This window comes from Leifsonia sp. 1010 (assembly GCF_031455295.1).
Taxonomy (GTDB): domain Bacteria; phylum Actinomycetota; class Actinomycetes; order Actinomycetales; family Microbacteriaceae; genus Leifsonia.
In genome coordinates this window covers 108,107-126,941 of record NZ_JAVDSL010000002.1, presented here as the reverse complement: position 1 = coordinate 126,941, position 18,835 = coordinate 108,107, and the positions used below count along the sequence as shown (strand labels likewise).

Annotated in this window: 21 protein-coding genes, 1 tRNA gene and 1 other RNA gene; 15 read left to right on the top strand and 8 right to left on the bottom strand. The window is 69.7% G+C overall.

The window, feature by feature from the left end:
• Nucleotides 1-6: 6 nt before the first annotated feature.
• The 5 genes from J2Y42_RS11350 to J2Y42_RS11330 all read left to right on the top strand — a co-directional run bounded on the left by J2Y42_RS11350 (nucleotide 7) and on the right by J2Y42_RS11330 (nucleotide 4,110).
• Complete coding sequence (locus tag J2Y42_RS11350; protein ID WP_309858455.1) at nucleotides 7-849, top strand: NAD(P)-dependent oxidoreductase; 843 nt, start codon at nucleotides 7-9, stop codon at nucleotides 847-849.
• 26 nt (nucleotides 850-875) lie between these two features.
• Nucleotides 876-1,988 carry an acyltransferase gene (locus J2Y42_RS11345; protein WP_309858452.1) on the top strand — a complete coding sequence of 371 codons (1,113 nt, stop codon included), beginning with the start codon at nucleotides 876-878 and terminating at the stop codon, nucleotides 1,986-1,988.
• A 4-nt stretch (nucleotides 1,989-1,992) separates the two neighbouring features.
• Nucleotides 1,993-2,661 carry an SGNH/GDSL hydrolase family protein gene (locus J2Y42_RS11340; protein ID WP_309858449.1) on the top strand — a complete coding sequence of 223 codons (669 nt, stop codon included), beginning with the start codon at nucleotides 1,993-1,995 and terminating at the stop codon, nucleotides 2,659-2,661.
• 57 nt (nucleotides 2,662-2,718) lie between these two features.
• Nucleotides 2,719-2,889 (top strand): hypothetical protein, encoded by a 171-nt coding sequence (locus tag J2Y42_RS11335; protein ID WP_018190543.1) that lies wholly within the window; start codon nucleotides 2,719-2,721, stop codon nucleotides 2,887-2,889.
• A gap of 99 nt (nucleotides 2,890-2,988) precedes the next feature.
• Nucleotides 2,989-4,110, top strand: a complete 1,122-nt coding sequence (locus J2Y42_RS11330; RefSeq protein ID WP_309858446.1) for an acyl-CoA desaturase — start codon at nucleotides 2,989-2,991, stop codon at nucleotides 4,108-4,110.
• Between the two features lie 76 nt (nucleotides 4,111-4,186).
• Here J2Y42_RS11330 and J2Y42_RS11325 read toward each other — a convergent pair.
• The 3 genes from J2Y42_RS11325 to J2Y42_RS11315 all read right to left on the bottom strand — a co-directional run bounded on the left by J2Y42_RS11325 (nucleotide 4,187) and on the right by J2Y42_RS11315 (nucleotide 5,897).
• Nucleotides 4,187-4,262: transfer RNA gene (locus J2Y42_RS11325), tRNA-Lys, on the bottom strand.
• 77 nt (nucleotides 4,263-4,339) lie between these two features.
• Nucleotides 4,340-5,443: an AI-2E family transporter gene (locus J2Y42_RS11320; RefSeq protein WP_309858443.1), complete on the bottom strand. Its 1,104-nt coding sequence runs from the start codon at nucleotides 5,441-5,443 to the stop codon at nucleotides 4,340-4,342.
• 106 nt (nucleotides 5,444-5,549) lie between these two features.
• On the bottom strand, nucleotides 5,550-5,897 hold the full coding sequence (locus tag J2Y42_RS11315; protein WP_309858440.1) for a hypothetical protein: 348 nt from the start codon (nucleotides 5,895-5,897) through the stop codon (nucleotides 5,550-5,552).
• Nucleotides 5,898-5,956: 59 nt separating this feature from the next.
• On the opposite strand from J2Y42_RS11315, the gene J2Y42_RS11310 reads away from it, so the two are divergent.
• The 4 genes from J2Y42_RS11310 to J2Y42_RS11295 are packed head-to-tail and all read left to right on the top strand — an operon-like array spanning nucleotide 5,957 to nucleotide 9,957.
• Nucleotides 5,957-6,772, top strand: a complete 816-nt coding sequence (locus J2Y42_RS11310) for an inositol monophosphatase family protein (protein WP_309858438.1) — start codon at nucleotides 5,957-5,959, stop codon at nucleotides 6,770-6,772.
• Between the two features lie 10 nt (nucleotides 6,773-6,782).
• Nucleotides 6,783-7,718 carry an ABC transporter ATP-binding protein gene (locus J2Y42_RS11305; protein ID WP_309858435.1) on the top strand — a complete coding sequence of 312 codons (936 nt, stop codon included), beginning with the start codon at nucleotides 6,783-6,785 and terminating at the stop codon, nucleotides 7,716-7,718.
• A gap of 2 nt (nucleotides 7,719-7,720) precedes the next feature.
• A complete protein-coding gene (locus J2Y42_RS11300) occupies nucleotides 7,721-8,977 on the top strand; it encodes an ABC transporter permease (RefSeq protein ID WP_309858431.1) in 1,257 nt (418 codons plus the stop codon).
• Nucleotides 8,977-9,957, top strand: coding sequence for an NAD(P)H-quinone oxidoreductase (locus tag J2Y42_RS11295; protein WP_309858428.1), 981 nt, complete (start codon nucleotides 8,977-8,979; stop codon nucleotides 9,955-9,957). Before J2Y42_RS11300 ends, J2Y42_RS11295 begins: the two co-directional genes overlap by 1 nt.
• On the opposite strand, the gene J2Y42_RS11290 is transcribed toward J2Y42_RS11295, so the two are convergent.
• On the bottom strand, nucleotides 9,860-10,306 hold the full coding sequence (locus J2Y42_RS11290; protein WP_309858424.1) for a DUF2809 domain-containing protein: 447 nt from the start codon (nucleotides 10,304-10,306) through the stop codon (nucleotides 9,860-9,862). The genes J2Y42_RS11295 and J2Y42_RS11290 overlap by 98 nt on opposite strands.
• An 80-nt stretch (nucleotides 10,307-10,386) precedes the next feature.
• Between J2Y42_RS11290 and J2Y42_RS11285 the strand changes: the two genes are divergently transcribed.
• The 5 genes from J2Y42_RS11285 (at nucleotide 10,387) to J2Y42_RS11265 (ending at nucleotide 14,423) form a co-directional block, all read left to right on the top strand.
• On the top strand, nucleotides 10,387-11,403 hold the full coding sequence (locus tag J2Y42_RS11285) for an adenosine deaminase (RefSeq protein WP_309858421.1): 1,017 nt from the start codon (nucleotides 10,387-10,389) through the stop codon (nucleotides 11,401-11,403).
• A complete protein-coding gene (locus tag J2Y42_RS11280) occupies nucleotides 11,400-12,230 on the top strand; it encodes an alpha/beta fold hydrolase (protein ID WP_309858419.1) in 831 nt (276 codons plus the stop codon). Before J2Y42_RS11285 ends, J2Y42_RS11280 begins: the two co-directional genes overlap by 4 nt.
• Nucleotides 12,231-12,298: 68 nt before the next feature.
• Entirely contained in the window at nucleotides 12,299-12,907 is a 609-nt protein-coding gene (locus tag J2Y42_RS11275) for a hypothetical protein (protein WP_309858416.1), read from the top strand.
• A gap of 102 nt (nucleotides 12,908-13,009) precedes the next feature.
• Nucleotides 13,010-13,744: a YcnI family protein gene (locus tag J2Y42_RS11270; protein WP_309858414.1), complete on the top strand. Its 735-nt coding sequence runs from the start codon at nucleotides 13,010-13,012 to the stop codon at nucleotides 13,742-13,744.
• Nucleotides 13,745-13,748: 4 nt separating this feature from the next.
• Complete coding sequence (locus J2Y42_RS11265; protein ID WP_309858411.1) at nucleotides 13,749-14,423, top strand: copper resistance protein CopC; 675 nt, start codon at nucleotides 13,749-13,751, stop codon at nucleotides 14,421-14,423.
• A 57-nt stretch (nucleotides 14,424-14,480) separates the two neighbouring features.
• Here J2Y42_RS11265 and J2Y42_RS11260 read toward each other — a convergent pair whose 3' ends face one another.
• The 4 genes from J2Y42_RS11260 to ssrA all read right to left on the bottom strand — a co-directional run bounded on the left by J2Y42_RS11260 (nucleotide 14,481) and on the right by ssrA (nucleotide 18,031).
• The gene (locus tag J2Y42_RS11260; RefSeq protein WP_309858408.1) at nucleotides 14,481-16,847 is read right to left on the bottom strand and encodes an arylsulfatase; all 2,367 of its coding nucleotides are present in this window, start codon (nucleotides 16,845-16,847) and stop codon (nucleotides 14,481-14,483) included.
• A gap of 9 nt (nucleotides 16,848-16,856) precedes the next feature.
• Nucleotides 16,857-17,012, bottom strand: coding sequence for a hypothetical protein (locus tag J2Y42_RS11255; protein ID WP_018190529.1), 156 nt, complete (start codon nucleotides 17,010-17,012; stop codon nucleotides 16,857-16,859).
• Nucleotide 17,013: 1 nt separating this feature from the next.
• A complete protein-coding gene (locus J2Y42_RS11250) occupies nucleotides 17,014-17,487 on the bottom strand; it encodes a DUF6325 family protein (RefSeq protein WP_309858404.1) in 474 nt (157 codons plus the stop codon).
• A 149-nt stretch (nucleotides 17,488-17,636) separates the two neighbouring features.
• Nucleotides 17,637-18,031, bottom strand: a transfer-messenger RNA (tmRNA) gene (gene ssrA / locus J2Y42_RS11245).
• Nucleotides 18,032-18,159: 128 nt separating this feature from the next.
• Between ssrA and J2Y42_RS11240 the strand changes: the two genes are divergently transcribed.
• On the top strand, nucleotides 18,160-18,828 hold the full coding sequence (locus J2Y42_RS11240) for an SIMPL domain-containing protein (RefSeq protein ID WP_309858401.1): 669 nt from the start codon (nucleotides 18,160-18,162) through the stop codon (nucleotides 18,826-18,828).
• The last annotated feature ends 7 nt before the right edge of the window (nucleotides 18,829-18,835 follow it).

The following is an 18,835-nucleotide window of genomic DNA, read 5'->3' as shown; positions in this document are numbered from 1 at the left end:
GATGCCATGGACATCGCCTTCCTCGGGCTCGGCCGCATGGGCCGCGAGCTGGTCACCCACCTCATCGACGCCGGTCACCACGTCACCGCGTGGAACCGCTCCCCCGGACCGGCCGAAGCCGTCGGACGCCGGGGCGCTCGCATCGCGTCCTCCGCCGCCGAAGCGGTCGAGGGGGCGGACGCCGTCATCACCGTTCTGTTCGGCCCGGAGGCCGTCCGCGAGACCGTGCTCGAGCCGTCCCTCCCGATCCCGGAGGGAGCGCTGTGGATCGACATCACGACCGTCGCGCCCTCCGACGCGACCGACTTCGCGGCGTGGGCCGAGGATGCGGGCGTGCGCTACATCCACTCGCCGGTGGTCGGTTCGCTCGCGCCCGCACGTGCCGGGAGTCTCGCGGTGCTGATCGGCGGCGAGCACGACGCCGCCCGCGATGCCCGCACCGTCGTGGCCCTCTGGGCCGACCCCGACAAGATCCGCACCTTCGATCGTCCGGAGAAGGCGGCCGCCGCCAAACTGGTCGCCAACCTGGCGCTGGCGATCTCGATGGAGGCGCTCAGCGAATCCCTCCGGCTCGGCACCGCCGGCGGCCTGTCATCCGACGAGGCGCTGTCGATGCTGCCACTGACCACGATCGCCCCGATCGCGGGCATGAAGGGACCCGTCGTCGCGTCGGGCGACTTCGACGACACCCAATTCTCCGCCTCCCTGCTCGCCAAGGATCTCCGCCTGATGATCGGCACCGCCGACACCCCGCTCCCCGCGGCAGCCCTCGTCGCCGCCGAGCTGCAGCGAGCGGTGGATGCGGGCCTCGGCGACAAGGACTTCTCGGTGATCGCGCGCGACCGCTGAGCCCACGTGACCTAGACTCTCTGCCTGTGCAGAGAATCAAGGGACTCGACGGGATCCGGTGCTTCGCCGTCCTCGCGGTGATCGCAGCGCACGCCCATGTCTCGTGGATGCACGGCGGCGGATTCGGCGTCGACGTCTTCTTCGTCCTGAGCGGCTACCTCATCACGACGCTGCTGCTCCGGGAGCACGAGAAGCTGGGACGCATCGACCTGCTGCGCTTCTGGGGCCGCCGCATCCTCCGCCTGGTTCCCGCGCTCCTGCTGCTCGTCCTGGTCGTCGACACCATCGCACTGTTCCTCCCCGGCCGGTTCGGGACGCTCGCCCCGGCGACCCTGTCGTCCACGCCGGGCGTGCTGTTCTACTTCTCCAACTGGCTCATCGTCATCACCAACAGCGGAGCGCTCGGCGCGTTCGGACCGCTCTGGTCGCTCTCCGTCGAGGAGCAGTTCTACATCCTCTGGCCGCTGCTGGTCATCCTGGCGCTGCGCTTCCGCCGGCCGCTGCGCGCCCTCACCATCCTCATCGGCGTGCTGGTGCTGGCGGTCGTGGTCTCGCGCTTCCTCGTCTTCGACCCGAGCAACCTGTACCAGACGTTCGCGACCACCTTCCGCGTCGACATGCTGCTGATGGGCGCCCTGCTGGCGGTCGCGTTCCACGCGGGCGCCGGGAACATCCTCCGCCGCGTCTCCGCGTGGGCAGTGGGCCCGGCGCTCGTCTACCTCGCCGCGGTCGCGGTGCTCGTCCCCGAATTCAACGTGGCCGGCGCCGAGAAGAAGGTCTACCTGTACTACACGATCGGTCTCCCGGCGGTCGGCATCGCGACCTGCGCGCTCATCGCCTTCCTCGTGACGCACCAGAGCTCGCTGCTCACCCGGATCTTCTCGCTGCCGCCGTTCGACTACCTGGGCCGCATCTCCTACGGCATGTACCTGTGGCACTACCCGATCATCCTGCTGCTCCAGGTGCGCTTCGCCCCGGACCCGAACATCACCCTCCTGCTGGCGCTCCCCCTCACGGTGGCCGCCGCGACGGTGTCGTGGTTTGCTCTGGAGCGCCCGCTCGCGCGACGCTTCCACCACCGCCTGGTCGCGCGTCCGCGGGTAACGGGCCCGGCGACGGTCGGCGCGGGACTCGACTGACCCGATGCGACGCGGAAGCGGCCAGAAGCGCTTCGCCCGCGGGATCCTCGCCAACGTCGCCATCCTGCTGGCCCTCGTCTGCTGCACACCCGCGGCGGCCGGGCCGTCCATTCCCATTCGCATGGCGGCCATCGGGGACTCGATCACAGCCTTCACGGACCGCGTCGGCACCCCGACCGGGTGGTCGTGGGTGCGCAGCGCGGCGACGGGCCGCGTGGTGGATGCCGGCGGCTTCCGCTACTGGGGCGACGACACGGCGCAGCTGCTGGCGGGGACCCGGCCGGTCGACGCGGATGTCATCGTCGTCATGGCCGGCACGAACGACATCGGCGACGGGAGCCATCCCGTTCCGACCGCCTGGACCCTGCAGAACATCACCGCCATCTTCGCGAAGGCCGGCGTGCGCACGAAGATCCTGTCCGCCGTCGCTCCGAAGAACGCGGCACCCGCCCAGACATCGGCGCTCAATGCCCGCCTCCGCGAGCTCGCCGCCCGCTCCGGCTGGTCGTTCGTCGACCCCTGGGCGAGTGTCCGCGCCCCCGACGGCAGGTGGATCGAGGGCACGACCGCCGACGGCATCCACCCGACCGTCTGGTCCGGTGCGACGGCCGGCCTGGTCATCCGCGCAACGGTCCTCGCCCTCGCGCAGCGTGAGTCTCTGGGAGCGCGCTAGGTATCTGCGATTCCCGAACAGGGTTACTTCCGGCCGCCCGCGGAGTACGTTCGGGGCATGCTCATCCTGGTCATCGTCCTCATCGTGCTCTGGCTGATCCTCGCGATCGTCGGCTTCGCCATCAAGGGGCTGCTGTGGCTGGGGATCATCGGCATCGTGCTGGTGATCGCGACCCTGGTGATCGGCCTGGTGCGGCGCTCGACGCTGGCCAAGCGCAACCGCACCTGAGAGGTCGCCGCTACACCGCCACAACGGGGATGGGCGGCGTAGAATCGCGGTCACAGCGTCCAGGACCCCGGCGCGACTCGCAATGATTCGGGGCCCGCAATGTCGCAACTGTCTCCACGCTCGACGGGCCTGCAGCCCACGGGCATACGCACCACCACCGCACGTACGACCGCACGCGACGGGGGCTACTCCGAACTCGCGACGATGGTCCGTGAGGCCGGTCTCCTGCACCGCCGCTACGGCTACTACTGGACCAAACTCATCCTGGTCCCCGTCGTCACCGCGGCGATGATCGCCGCGTTCGTCATCATCGGCGACAGCTGGTGGCAGCTCGCCACCGCCGTGGTGTTCGCGTTCGTCTTCACGCAGATCGCCTTCCTCGGCCACGACGCCGCCCATCGCCAGATCTTCCGGTCCGGGCGCTGGAACGACTGGATCTGCCTCATCGTCGGCGACCTGTTCGTCGGGATGAGCTACGGCTGGTGGCAGCACAAGCACACGCGCCACCACGCCAATCCCAACCAGGAGGGCGCCGATCCCGACATCGAGCTCCCGGTGATGTCGTTCACCCCGGCTCAGGTGGCGGCGAAACGCTCCCGGCCGGTGCGTTGGCTGATCGGACACCAGGGCTGGTTCTTCTTCCCCATCCTGCTTCTCGAGGGTCTGTCGCTGCACGCGTCGAGCGTCCGGCGGGTGTTCGCGCGCGGTGAGCTGCGGCGCCGGGCCGTGGAGGTGTCGTTCCTCGCGGTCCGCATCCTCGGATACCTTGCCCTCGTGCTCCTGGTCCTCCCGCCGGGCAAGGCGGCCGCGTTCCTCGGCGTCCAGCTGGGACTGTTCGGCTTCTACATGGGCATGTCGTTCGCGCCGAACCATAAGGGGATGCCGCTGGTGCCGCACGACATGAAGCTCGACTTCCTCCGCCGGCAGGTGCTGATGAGCCGCAACATCCGCGGCGGACGCACCATCGACTTCCTGATGGGCGGCCTCAACTACCAGATCGAGCACCACCTCTTCCCGTCGATGCCGCGCCCGCACCTGCGTCGGGCCGCACCGATGATCCGCGCCTTCTGCGACGCGAACGGCACCCGCTACACCGAGACGGGTCTCCTGCAGTCGTACGCGATCGTCACGCGCCACATCAACCAGGTCGGCCTCGGAGACAAGGACCCGTTCAGCTGCCCGCTCCTGGAACTGCGTCAGGTCGCGTCGAAGACGGAGTGAGGGCCGCGTTGCGAGCGCGGTGCGCAATACACACGAGAAAGCCCGGCCGCACGCTACATGTGACCGGGCTTTCCGTTGGTGCGCCCCCAGGGACTTGAACCCTGAACCCATTGATTAAGAGTCAATTGCTCTGCCGATTGAGCTAGAGGCGCATCCGATCCGGTTTCCCGAACCGAGGCTCAACATTAGCATCCGTTTCGCGGTTCTCGCCAATCGAGGATCGCTCGGTTCAGCGGAGCTCCTTCCGGGGCATCACGACCTCTTTGATGATGAGGATGATGCCCGCCGAGATCGGGATGGCGACGAGCGCTCCGGGCAGACCGAACAGCGTCGAACCGGCGAGCGCCGAGATCAGGACGACCGATCCGGGCACCTGCACCGCCTTCCCCATCACCCGCGGCGTGAGGATGTACGCCTCCACCTGCATGTAGACGAGCATCAGCACGAGCACCACCACGCCGCTGACCGGCGAGTGGATGAACGCGAGCACCGACATGACGGCCGTCGTCAGCACCGTCCCGATGAGCGGGATGAGCGTGATGAAGAACGCGGCGAGCGCGATGAGGAATGCGCCGGGGACACCGGTGGCGAGAAGCAGGATGAGGCTGAAGACCGAGTTGCAGAACGCCAGCACGACCATCCCGCTCAGGTACTTGCCGAAGTTCTGCAGGATGCGCTCGGCGTAGCTCTCGAACCGGTCGCGGTGCGAGCGGCGCACCAGCCGGTACGCGGCCTGCTTGGTGGAGTCGTAGGAGGCGATGAAGTAGATGGTGAGGATGGCGATGAAGAAGCCGGTGGTGACCGCGTTCAGCACCGACAGGCCGAACCCGACGAGCCCGTTGCCGATGGTCGCCCACGTCTGCGGGTTCTGCACCTGCTCGGAGATCCACGAGACGACCTGCCCGACCACCCCGTTGCTCGCGTCGTTGACGGTGTCGAACCAGCCCTCGGCGCGAAGCTTCGTGATCTCCTGCGGGACGGCCGCCGCCAGGAACGAGATCTGCTGGACGATGAGCGGCACCACCACCCAGATGATCGCGACCAGCACGGCGACGATGATGAGGATGACGGTGGTGATGGCCCAGCCGCGGCGCATCCCGCGGCGCTGGAACCAGCGGATGAGGGGATCGAGTCCGACGGTCGCGAACATCGCCAGGAAGACCGAGAAGATGATCGAGCGCAGGCCGTACAGCATGTAGCCGGTCGCGACCGCGCCGATGGCCCCGAGCGCGATCAGGTAGCCGAACAGGAACGGGCTGCGGCGCATCGGGGGTTCCGGGGCAGCGGCGGCGGCACGCTCCCGCGCACTCACGGGTCGCCGGATGAAACGCATGGTGCCTCCGCTCCGCCCCGCAGGGCTACCGCGAGCGTATTGGGAGGCGGCGCCGGGCAACAAGCTTCGGCGGGAGGCCGCGGTCGTGCGCGGGGCGGGCGGCCCCTTAGAGCATGTCGTCGAAGGGACGGCCGTCGCGCCCGTCACCGGAGCCGTCGGCCGGCTCGGCCGTGGGCTTCCGCGGTGCCAGCTGCGCGGTCAGGCTCCGCAACTGCGCGACCAGCTCGTCGTCCTCGATCTCGACCCCCATGAGCTCGACCGGCTCGCTCACGATCTGGCTCGCGGGTCCGATGAGCAGCTCCACCTTGTCCGTGTCTCCCTGCATCGTGCGTCCCGGCACGAAGATCGTGTCGGCGATATCGTGCCGGGCGAGTGCCCGCGCGTAGTCCATCAGCGCTTCCGCGAGCGCATCCCCGGTATAGAACGTTGAGCCTGCGTACACGATCTTTCGCATGTTTCCACAGGTACCCTCCGGCACCCCGGCTGCCAAGGGTGCGACGCTAGGCTCGGATCGTGCCCGACACCGCATCCACCGCCCTCGCCGCCGACCTCGACCTCGCCCTCCGGCTCGCAGAAGAGGCCGACCGCATCTCGTTGACGCATTTCCTCGACCGCGACCTGCACGTCGAGACCAAGCCCGACCGCTCGCCGGTGACGGAGGCCGACCTCGCGGTCGAGCGCGCCATCCGCGAGACGATCGCCGCCGAGCGCCCGGAAGACGGCATCCTCGGCGAGGAGTACGGAACAGAGGGCGACACCACCCGTCAGTGGATCATCGACCCGATCGACGGCACCGCCAACTATCTGCGCGGGGTGCCGGTCTGGGGCGCGCTGATCGCCCTCGCCGTTGACGGCGTCCCACGCGTCGGCGTCGTCAGCTCCCCCGCGCTCGGCCGGCGCTGGTGGGCGGTGACCGGCGGCGGGGCATGGACGACGGATGCGCCCGGCGCCGAGCCGCGCCGCATCCGTGTCTCCGGCGTCGCCGACCTCGAGCACGCGTCACTCAGCTTCCAGAGCATCGCCCAGTGGGACGAAGCCGGCTACCTCGACCGCCTCATCGCCCTCACCCGCCGTATCTGGCGCGACCGCGCGTACGGCGACATGTGGTCGTACATGCTGCTGGCCGAGGGACTGGTGGATGCGGTGGCCGAGTTCGGCGTGAAGACCTACGACCTCGCCGCGCTCATCCCCATCGTGGAGGAGGCGGGCGGCACGTTCACGTCGGTGGACGGCACACCCGGCCCGGGCAACGGGTCGTCGCTCGCCTCGAACGGCCTGCTGCATCCTGCGCTGCTCGAGGCGCTCGCCGACGCCGGGCCGCTGCCCTAGGCTGACCCCGATGAGCGCACAGACCCCCACGACGACGGAGCCGCTGGTCCACATCGCGAACTTCCGGATGGACTTCGGGCGTACGACGGTGATCCGCGATCTGTCCTTCGACATCAACCGCGGCGAGACGTTCGGGTTCCTCGGCAGCAACGGCTCCGGCAAGACCACCACCATCCGCGCGCTGCTCGGCATCTACCAGCCGACGGCGGGCGTCCTGCACATCGACGGCAAGCCGTTCAGCCCGGAGGCCGGCGAGCGCCTCGGCTACCTGCCGGAGGAGCGCGGGCTCTACAAGAAGGAGTCCGTGATCGATGTCATGGTCTACTTCGGTCGACTCAAGGGCCTCGGCGCCGAGCAGGCCAGGCGGTGGTCCCGCTCGTATCTCGAACGCGTGGGGATCGGCGACAAGGAGAAGGTGCGGCTCGACAAGCTCTCCGGCGGCCAGCAGCAGAAGGTGCAGCTGGGCGTGACGATCATGAACGATCCGGAGCTGCTCATCCTCGACGAGCCGACGAAGGGCTTCGACCCGGTGAACCGCCGTCTGCTGATGGACATCATCGACGACCAGAAGCGCGCGGGCTCCACCGTCATGATGGTGACCCACCAGATGGAGGAGGTCGAGCGGCTCTGCGACCGCGTCATCCTGCTGAAAGACGGCGGCGCGCGCGCCTACGGCACGGTCGAGGAGGTGCAGGAGCAGTTCGGCGGCACCATCGTCCAGGTCGACCACGACACCGAGCGCCTGCCCGACTCGCCCGCCTACCGCATCCTGTCGGATGAGAGCGGCCACGCCGAACTGGAGGCCGTGGACGGCGTCGACCCCTCGGCGATCCTGCGAGGGCTCGTGGATGCGGGCATTCCCGTCTCCCGCTTCTCCCCCACCCGGAAGTCGCTCGACGACATCTTCGTCGAGGTCTACGGCGCCGAGAGCCGCGAGGAGGACTGACCATGGCCCGCCACAATCTGAGCACCGTCATCTCGTTCGAGTTCCGCCGCACGATCACGAAGCGGCGGTTCTGGGCGATCACCCTCATCATCCCGATCCTCGTCTTCGGCCTCGGCGGCCTGATCATCGCCTCGAACGTGTCGACCGCGAACACCGCCGACCAGCAGAAGAACTCGCGCTTCGAGTTCCTCTACACCGACGACTCCGGCCTCATCGACGCGACGATCGCGAAGCAGTACGGCGGCACGCAGATCACCTCCGAGGCGGAGGGGGTCGAGGAGGTCCAGATCGGCGGAACGCCCGCCTACTTCGCCTACCCCGCCGATCCCGCGAAGCAGACCGTCCGCGTCTACGGTGAGGACTCCGGCGTCTTCCAGAACAGCAAGTACTCGGCCGTCGCCGAGTCGCTCCTCTCGGCGAGCGTCGAGCAGAAGCTGGACAGCCCGACCGATGTCGCCGTGCTCCGCGGGGATGTGAAGACCTCGACCACGACATTCGCCGACGGCAAGCGGGCGCCAGGCTTCGAAGCGATCCTCCCGGCCCTCGTGTTCCTGGCCGCCTTCTTCATCGTCATCGTGTTCCTCGGCAACCAGATGCTCAACTCCACGCTGGAGGAGAAGGAGAACCGCGTCACGGAGATGATCCTGACGACGATCAACCCGACGAACCTGCTTCTCGGCAAGGTCATCTCGCTCTTCGCAATCGGCATCATCCAGCTGGCGGTGTTCGCGCTGCCCATGCTCATCGGGTACCTGTTCTTCCGCGATCAGTTGCAATTGCCGAACTTCGACCTCAGCGGGCTCGTGTTCGATCCGCAGAAGATGATCGTCGGCGCGCTCATCCTGATCGGCGGGTTCGCCCTGTTCACCGGAACGCTGGTGGCCGTCGGCGCCGTCATGCCGACAGCGAAGGATGCGGCGCCGGTGTTCTCCGTGGTGATCTTCGCCGTCGTCATCCCGCTGTATGCGTCGGGCTTCGCCATCAGCTCCCCGAACTCGCCGATCGTGCAGTTGCTGGCGTACTTCCCGTACACGGCCCCCATCACGGCGCTGATCCTCAACGCCTTCGGGTCGCTACCGCTGTGGCAGGCGATCATCATCATCGTCGAACTCTTCGTGCTCTCCGTCATCGTGCTGCGCATCGCCGTCCGGCTGTTCCGGTACGGATCGATCGAGTACTCGAGCAAGGTGCGGATCCGGGATGTGCTGGGCCGCCGCGCTGACCGCGTCGAGCCGACCCAGCCTGCGAGGGGCGCCTGATGCGCGCCGTCGTCGTGCCGGAGCCGGGAGACGCGGACGCGCTGACCCTCGCCGAGCGGCCCGACCCGGTGCCCGCGGCCGGCGAGGTCCGGATCCGCGTCACGGCCGCCGGGCTCAACGGCGCCGATCTGAGTCAGCGGCGCGGGTACTATCCCCCGCCGCCCGGCGCACCCGACTGGCCGGGGCTCGAGGTCTCGGGCGTCGTGGACGCGCTCGGAGACGGCGTCGACGCCTGGCACGTCGGAGACCGCGTCTGCGCCCTGCTCCCGGGAGGCGGCTACGCCGAGCTGGTCACGGTCGACGCCGGCCTGGTCCTTCCCGTGCCGGACTCGGTCGACCTGGTCGAGGCGGCCGGACTGCCCGAGGTCGCCGCAACCGTCTGGTCGAACGTCTTCGACCTCGGGCGGCTCGCCGCGGGCGAAGCCCTGCTCGTCCACGGCGGGTCGAGCGGCATCGGGACCATGGCCATCCAGCTGGGCCGCGTACTCGGCGCGGACGTCATCGCCACGGCGGGCAGCGAGGAGAAGGCGGCGTTCTGCCGCGAGGTGGGCGCGCACGCCGCGGTCGACTACCGCACGCAGGACTTCGTCGAGGCCGCTCGGGCCTTCACCGACGGACGCGGAGTGGATGTGGTGCTCGATATCGTCGGCGGCGCGTACATCGCACGCGACCTGGACGCTCTCACGACGGGTGGCCGCATCCTGTCCATCGCCGTCCGCGATCGAACTCCCGCCGCCGTCGACATGGGGCTGCTCATGCGGAAGCGCGCGAGCATCCACGGCACCACGCTGCGCGCCCGGCCGCTCGCCGAGCGCGTCGCGATCATCGCAGCCGTGCGTGCGAACGTGTGGCCGCTGCTGGCCGACGGCCGCGTGCGCCCGGTCATCGACTCGGTGTTCCCGCTGGAGGATGCGGCGGCCGCGCACCGGCGGATGGAGTCGTCGGCCCACCGCGGGAAGATCCTGCTGCGCGTCGGCTGACCGCATCCACCGCTCCCGCCAGCGCCGCGCCGATCGCGTACGCCACCAGGTCCGTCCACTGGAAGGTCGTGCCGAGCACCAGCGCGACGGCCGGAACGGCGTCCGCCAGAGCTGCGGGCACCCCGGTCAGCTGGAACAGCTCGACGGCGGCGCACACGGCGAAGGCGGCAACGGCCACAGCCACTGCGGACGCACGTGGAGAGAGGAACGCGATCACGACCACGATGAGTGCGGCGTAGAGCGCGTCGCCGACGAAGGCCGCGACCGCTCCGTGCATCCCGCGCGCGTCGGTGACTCCGACGACGACCAGCGCGACGCCGACGCAGGCAAGCGCGATACGACGTCTCATGACGCGAGGCTAACGGGACCCGCGCTCCCGCCGCGTCATCCGTGCGGCGCAACCCCGTCCGTCGGTGGGAGGATCGGAGCATGACCGACGACGCCCTCACCGACGACGCCCTGAACTCCCTCCCGAAAGCCGAGCTGCACCTCCACATCGAAGGGACGCTGGAGCCGGAGCTCGCGTTCGAGCTCGCCGACCGCAACGGCATCGACCTCCCCTACGCGACGGTCGAGGAGCTGTCGGCGCAGTACGACTTCGACGACCTGCAGTCGTTCCTCGACCTGTATTACGCGACGATGGCCGTGCTGCGCACCCGCGAGGACTTCGCGGAGCTGACGCGCCGCTACCTCCGCCGCGCGCACGCGCAGGGCGTCCGTCACGCCGAGCTGTTCTTCGACCCGCAGGCGCACACCTCGCGCGGTGTCGCGTTCGACGACGTCGTGGACGGCATCGGCGACGCCTTGGATGAGGCCGAGCGCGAGGTCGGGATGTCCGGTGGCCTCATCCTCTGCTTCCTGCGCGATCAGCCGGTCGCCTCCGCCGAGGAGGCCCTGACCGCCGGGCTCCGCCGCACGGACCGCATCGTCGGTGTCGGACTCGACTCCGCCGAGGTCGGCTACCCGCCGTCGCTCTTCGAGGGCGTCTACGCCCGCGCCCGCGCCCGCGGCCTGCACGCGGTCGCGCACGCCGGCGAGGAGGGCCCGCCCGCGTACGTGCGGGAGGCGCTCGACCTGCTGCACGCGGAGCGCATCGACCACGGCATCCGCTCGATCGAGGATCCGGAGCTCGTCGCGCGGCTGGCGGAGGAGCGCATCCCGCTCACCGTGTGCCCCCTCTCGAACGTTCGCCTGCAGGCGACGCCGGACCTCCGCGACCACCCCCTGCACCGGCTGGATGCGGCGGGCGTCCGCGTCACCGTGAACTCCGACGACCCCGCGTACTTCGGCGGCTACGTCGGGCAGAACTTCGCCGCGGTCCGGGATGCGCTGGGCCTCTCCGCGGATCAGGCCCGCCGGTTCGCCCGCACCTCGATCGAGGCGTCGTTCGCGTCGGACGTCCGCAAGGCGGAACTCCTCGCCGAGCTGGACGGCTGGCAGGCGTGACCCGGCAGGACGTGCGCACCGCCGACGGCCGAGCGCTCCGCTTCTTCGACACGGGCGGCGCCCCGGATGCCCCGGTGCTCGTCTGGCACCACGGCACCCCGCAGACCGGCGCGGTGATCGCGCCGGTGGCCGCTGCCGCCGAGGCGCGCGGGATGCGCGTGCTCTCCGTCACCCGGCCCGGCTATCCCGGCTCGGACGTCCGCCCTGGGCGTTCGATCGCGGATGCGGCGCTCGACATCCTCGCCGTGGCCGACCTCCTCGGCGTGGAACGGTTCGTCACCGTCGGCGCGTCCGGGGGCGGCCCGCACGCTCTCGCGCTGGGAGCCCTAGACCCTGCGCGAGTGGCCGCGATCGTCACGCTCGCCGGCCTCTCTCCCTTCGACGGCTCCCCCGACTGGTTCTCCGGGATGGCGTCCCCCGGCGGTCTGCGCTCCGCCCTCTCCGGTCGCGAGGCCCGGCTGGCCTACGCCGAGACCGCCGAGTTCGATCCCGAGTCATTCACTCCGCGCGACTACGACACGCTGAATGCCGACTGGGGTCCGCTCGGCGCCGACGCGGGCGCCGGGGCCGCGGAGGGCCCGGCAGGCGAGGCCGACGACGACCTGGCCTACGTCTCGCCGTGGGGCTTCGATCTGCGTTCCGTCCGGCCGCCGGTCCTCCTCGTGCAGGGCGACTCCGATCGTGTCGTCCCTCCCCAGCACGCGGCCTCCCTCCTCGAACGCCTCCCCGACGCCGAGCTCTGGATCCGCCCGCGAGAGGGACACATCTCGGTACTGACCGCCCTCGGCGTGACGCTCGACTGGGCGCTGGCCCAGGCGGCGGCGTAGCCACCACCGCGGGCGGCGCCGGACCCCTACGGCTAGACTCGACCTGCCCCCACCTTCGACGGAGTGACATGTCTACGCGCAGCGCACGTGTGGCTCGCGGCCTCATCGCCGCCGGCTTCGCGACCTTCGTCGCCGCGCTGTTCCACGTCGCGGGCGGAGGGCTGCCGCCGAGCGCGGTGGCGTTGACGCTCAGCCTCGTGTTCTCTGGGCTCGGCTGCATCGTCCTCGCCGGCAAGCGGTCGTCGCTGTGGCGGTCGGCCTCGTCGGTCGCGCTCAGCCAGTTCCTGTTCCACGCGCTGTTCTCGTTGAGCCCGTCCGCGCATTTCGCGGGAGCGACCGGCCACCTCCATCCCGGATCGCACCTGACCATGGTGATGGACGGTGCACCCGCCATGCCGATGCCCGCCATGCCGCTCAGCGGATCGTGGATGTGGCTGGCCCACGCCGCCGCCGCCCTTCTCACCCTCGCGGCGCTCCGCTACGGCGAGCGCGTGTTCGTCGCCGTCTCCGAGTTCACCGCCTTCTCGCTGCGGCGACTGCTGACCGCGGTCGCCGTCGTCGACGTGCCGGTGGCGCAGGCGCGGGTCGAGACGGTCCCGGTGGTCCTTCCCGATCGGACGGTCGTGCTCGGGCGTCTCCGGCACCGGGGTCCTCCGGCGCTGATGGGCCCGGCCTGAGCTCTCCGCTCCCCCGCCGGGCAGAGGTCTGCCGCGTCTCGCGGTTCTCCCACCCATCTGCCTACCCGGCCGCAGCACGCGGTCGAGAATCGGACCCTTCTCATGAACACGCGTTTCCTCACGGGCGCGGCCGCCACCGTGGTCGCCGCCGCCCTCGCCCTCTCGTTCCCGCTCGCCGCCAGCGCTCACGTCCGGGTGAACCCGGACCAGGCTCAGCCCGGCAGCTACGCCACGCTCACCTTCAAGGTGCCGACCGAGTCCGCCACCGCCGGCACGGTCAAACTCGAGGTGGATCTGCCCACCGCGACCCCGTTCACCTCCGTCTCCTACCAGCCGCTCACCGGCTGGACGACCCAGGTCGTCACCGAGAAGCTCGCGAAGCCGGTGAAGACGGATGACGGCACCATCACGGAGGCGCCGGTGAAGGTGATCTGGACGGCGGACCCCGGCGTGCAGGTCGCACCTGGCGAGTTCCAGCAGTTCGTCATCTCGGCGGGGGCGGTCCCCGACACCGGCAGCATCCTGCTGCCCACCCAGCAGACCTACTCCGACGGCACGGTCGTGGACTGGGATGAGAAGACCCCCGCCGACGGGAAAGAGCCGGAGCACCCGGCCCCGACCCTCTACGTCACGGACGCGCCGCCCGCGGAGGACGGCGCCACAGGTCCGCTGATGACGAGTACACCGGCCGCGCCTGCGCCGACGGCGTCGTCCGCGGCCAGCGACGCCGTCGCGATCGGTCTCGGGATCGGCGGGCTCGCGCTGGGCGCGATCGCCCTGGTCGTGGCGGTGTTCGCCCTCACGCGCCGCGGCGCGGCGACGAGCCCGCGGGGCTGACGGGGTGACCCGGACAGCCCACGCCCGGATGCGGCCCTCGGCCGTGTCCGCTCTTGCCGGTTTCGCGCTGGCGTGCCTGCTGGCGGTCGTCCCCGCCGCGGCCGCCAGCGCTCACGACTACCTCGTGCAGAGCACGCCGTCGGCCGGCTCCACCCAGTCGACGCCGCTCGAGAGCGCATCCCTCACGTTCAACGACCGCGTGCTCGATCTCAGCGGCGACGGCTCCTCGTCGCTGGTGCAGGTCACCGACGCCGCGAACCGTCACTACGAGACCGGATGCCCGACCATCGCCGACCGCACGGTCACGGCTCCGGTGGCCCTCGGTGCGCCGGGGGCGTACACGGTGACCTGGCAGATCGTCTCGGCGGACGGGCACACCGTGTCCGGCACCATCCCGTTCACCTACCAGCCTCCGGCAGGGACCGCGGAAGCGCCCGGCAGCGACGGCCCGCCGGCGTGCGCGGCGGGTGCGGCCACAGCGGGTGGACAGAGCACCGGCGCCGCGACGTCGAGTCCGGCCCCGGCCGCCGAGGCGACCGCGAGTTCGGGCTCCGGAAGCATCGCGCTGGTGATCGGCATCGGCGTCGGGATCGTGGTGCTCGCTCTGCTCGGCGTGCTCGTGGTCGTGCTCACCGGTCGCCGACGCCCCGCTCAGCCGAAGGCGGACGAAGAGTCCTGACCACTCCGCGCCGGCGGACGAACGACCGTCGTCCGCCGGCGCGGAACCACCACCCCGTCACTGACGAGCCATCGCCACCCGCAGTCGCTCGTCGTCGTCGATGAAGTGGTCGTTGTCGTCCAGCCCGGCATCGAGCTGCACCCAGCGGATGCGCCCGGTGAACCGGCTCGTGGCGGTCGTGTAGTCGGGCGAAACGGGAGTCCCCGACTCGTAGCCCACATCGGTCGTTTCGTCGGCGGAGAAGATCATGGGCTGGGTGACCCCGATCCGCCCGGAGCCGACCTCCCGGCCGTCGTAGTAGAGCGTGACGTCGCCGCCCTTCGCCAGGCCGCCGCCGTCGTAGGCGAACTCGGCGCGCACCTGCCGCGTGCCCGCCGGCACCGGTTCCCCGGCTTCGGTCGTGAACAGCTGGATGCCCAGGACGTTGTACGTGAAGCGCGCGACGCCGTCGACCAGGTAGAGGGCCCATCCACCGAACCGGCCGCCCTGCGCGACCACGACGCCCGACGCTCCGCCGTCCGGGATCTCCAGCTCGGCGGTGACCGAGAAGGAGCGGTTCTTCAGGCTGATGACGCTGTTCTCCGAGAGCCGGCCCATGCCCGGATACAGGAGCTGGCTGTTGCCCTGGACGAGCACCGGCCGCCCGGCCATCTGCGGGCTGAGCCGTTCGGCGGTTCGATCGTCGAGCGGGACCACGTTGTACTTCACCGCCTCGATCAGCCACAGTCTCTGCAGCGCGTGGAGGCGGTCCGGTTGCTCGGCCGAGAGGTCGCGCGCCTGGCTGTAGTCGACGTTCCCGTCGTACAGCTCCCACACGTCGTCGTCGAACGCCGGGACGGTGCCGCCCACCAGGTTCCACGGGGTGCGGTGCTTCGTGACGGCGCTCCACCCCTTGAAGTAGATTCCGCGGTTGCCGAACATCTCGAAGTACTGGAGATCGTGCCGCTCCGGCTCGTCCGCGCCGTCGAACGTGTAGACCATGCTGGTGCCTTCGATCGGCGACTGCTGGACTCCGTTCACGAACGTGGGCTCCGGAAGCCCTGCGGCCTCCAGCACCGTCGGCGCGATGTCGATGCAGTGGGTGAACTGCGACCGCAGACCGCCCTTGTCGGTGATGCGGTCCGGCCAGTGCACGATGGTGCCGTTGCGGGTGCCGCCCCAGTGGGAGGCGACCTGCTTGGTCCACTGGAAGGGCGTGTCCATCGCCCAGGCCCAGCCCACCGCATAGTGGTTGTACGAGCTCGGGCTGCCGAGCTCGTCCAGCTTCGAGAGCAGGAACTCCGGCGTCTCGAGCGCGGCCATGCCGTTGAAGTTGGCCATCTCGTTGAAGGCGCCGTTCAGCGTCCCCTCGGCCGACGCCCCGTTGTCGCCGATGATGTAGTAGATCAGCGTGTTGTCGAGGATGCCGAGGTCGTCGATCGTGTCGAGCACCCGTCCGACATGGTGGTCGGTGTGCTCGAGGAATCCGGCGTAGACCTCCATCTCGCGCTCCAGCACCGGCTTCAGCTCGTCGGGCATGTCGTCCCAGGCCGGGATCTCGGGGTTCCGCGGGGTCAGCTCGGCGTCCGCCGGGATCACCCCGAGCTCCTTCTGGCGCGCGAAGGTCTGCTCGCGGAGCGCATCCCACCCGCCGGCGAACTTCCCGGCGTACTTGTCGGCCCATTCCTTGGGCACGTGGTGCGGCGCATGTGTCGCCCCGGGCGCGAAGTATACGAAGAACGGCTTGTCCGGCATGAGCGCCTTCTGCGTCCGGATCCAGGTGGAGGCGTGGTCGGCGAGGTCCTCCGTCAGGTGGTACCCCTCCTCCGGGGTCGCCGGCGGCTCGACGGGGGTCGTCCCGTCGTAGAGGGCCGGATCCCACTGGTTGTCCTCTCCCCCGATGAACCCGTAGAAGGTCTCGAAGCCTCCACCCGCGGACGGCCAGGCGTCGAACGGCCCCATCGGCGACGACTGCCAGACCGGGACCTCGTGGCACTTGCCGAACTGCGCCGTCGAGTACCCGTTCAGCTTGAGGGTCATCGCGAGGGGCGCCTTGGTGTTCGGCCGCAGCGAGCTGTTGCCGGGGGCCGAAGTCGCCGTCTCGGTGATGCTGCCCATGCCCACCGAGTGGTGGTTGCGCCCGGAGAGCAGCGCCGCGCGGGTCGGGGCGCACAGCGCCGTCGTGTGGAAGCGGTTGTAGGTCAGCCCGTTCGCGGCGAGCCGCTCCGCGTTCGGGGTGGCGCAGGGGCCACCGAAGGCGCTGGATGCGCCGAATCCGACGTCGTCGATGAGGATCACCAGGACGTTCGGCGCACCCTCCGGTGGCCGCAGCGGGGTGATCGGCGGATACGACGTGTCCGGGTCCTTCGCGTCATACGTGGTGAGTCCAGGCGACGGTCGGTCCGGGATCGGCAGGACGCTGCGGGCTGCGCGGTCGATGGCCATGTCGCCCCCTCAGATGCGCCGGCGGCGCGGGGTCACGGCGGCGCCGACGACGGCCGCCTTGGCCACGGGCGCGGGGCCCGGTGTGACGGCGCGGGTGACCACGGCCGCCTTGGCGACGGGCGCGCGGACCACGCCGACCCGTCCGACTCGTGCTGCTCTCAACATCTCAGGCTCCCTGCTCTTCGTGCGCTTCTGCTGCTTCGAGTTCGGCCTCCGCCTCGAGGGCGTCGGCGATGTCCTGGCTGTGGATGCGGCCATCGGCGATGAGCCTGCCTCCGGCCCGGCGTGCGGCGGCCGCGAAGGGTGCCGCCCACAGGTTCTCGTAGACAATCGCACCGGCGACGCTGCCCGGCTCCATCGCCTCGGACAGGGTCGCGATGTCGGCCTCCGCGAGGAAGTCGGCCAGCTGCTCCGCGAGCGTGGCGAGGGCCGACAGGCCCTCCAGCTCCGACAGCTCGACGGCCTCGACCGAGCCGTCCTCGTCCTTGACGAGGACGATCGCATCCACCAGGCGGATGATGCCCGCGTCGACCAGAGCGAGCAGTTCGTCGATCACCTCCCCCGAGAAGTTCTGCTGCCCCGCCGGGAATTCGATGATCACGAAGTCGATCGGGGCGACGGATTCAACGTCATCGGTCATGGTGTACCTCCCACTGGTCCGGTCATTTCCGGCTCAGTGTCGCAGGGAGGGTCCACTCGCGGACAGGCAGTGTTTGCGACGCGTCAGAAACACGAAAGTCCCCCGGATTTCCGGGGGACTTTCGACAACAACACGTGACAGCGACCTGATGGTGGAGATGGGGGGAATCGAACCCCCGTCCACTGCTGTGGTCATGTGCCTTCTACGGGCGTAGCCAGTGAAATCGCTTTCTCGGCCCCGGAGCTTGTCGCTGGCACCTGCTCCGACGGGCCCAGTATCAGTGGAAGTCCCTCTGCACCCTGATGCTCAATGCAGAAGCAAGTCCTCTAGCTGACGCCAGGATCCGGGTAGAGGACGATTCCCGGTCTGACGGTCTCTCAAATGGCGGAGGTGAACTTACGCCGCGAGGGCGAAGTCGGCCTTGGCCGAGACAGTGCTCTTGTTATTGGCACTTATTTTTTCGCATGGATCGTTAACGAGATAACCATGCATCCTCGACCCGCTTCTCACAGTCACGCAGACAATGTCGAAACCGATCATCCCCATGCGCGGCCGAGTGGCCGGGTCGCTGTCACGCGCTGTTGAGTTGTCCAGTTACGGGTGCCGCCGCCAGGGCGGGCAGCTACTCATAGTACAACATCGTCGCGCGGCCGTTTATGCCACCATCGGGGAATGGCCGACACGATCATCACCGTCCAGGGAGAGTACGAGCTGCGGCACCCGGCCGAGCGCGGAGCGGTGCGGCTTCGGGTCTCCTACGAGGGCCCGTCGCGGGATGACGTGCTCGCCCTCACGACGCAGCGCCAGCTCCAGCTCAGCAGCGAACTGCGCGAACTCCACAACCCGCAGAGCGGACCCGTCACTCAATGGTCCTCCGACCAGCTGCGCGTCTGGGGCGACCGCCCGTGGAGCAACGACGGCCGCCGGCTGGACGTCGTGCATCACGCAGAGGTGGGGATCGACGCCCGGTTCAGCGACCTCGCCGCGCTGTCCGACTGGGTCGGCGTGGTGTCGCTGCTCGACGGCGTCGCTGTGGACGGCGTGACGTGGTCGCTGACGGAAGCGCGTCGGCAGAGCCTGACGCAGGAGGCGCGGCGACGAGCGGTCGAGAACGCGGTCGCGAAGGCCACCGTCTACGCGACGAGCCTCGGACTCACGACGGTGAAGCCGCTCGCCCTCAGCGACCCGGGCATGCTCGGCGACGGTTCCGCCCCCGGTCAGCCGCCGCAGCCGTTGTTCGCGCGGGCGGTCTCCGCCGACTCCGGCGGTGCCACGCTCTCGCTCAAGCCCGAGGAGCTGACGATCGCCGTGCAGGTGCACGCCCGGTTCTCCGCCAGCTGAGGCGCGG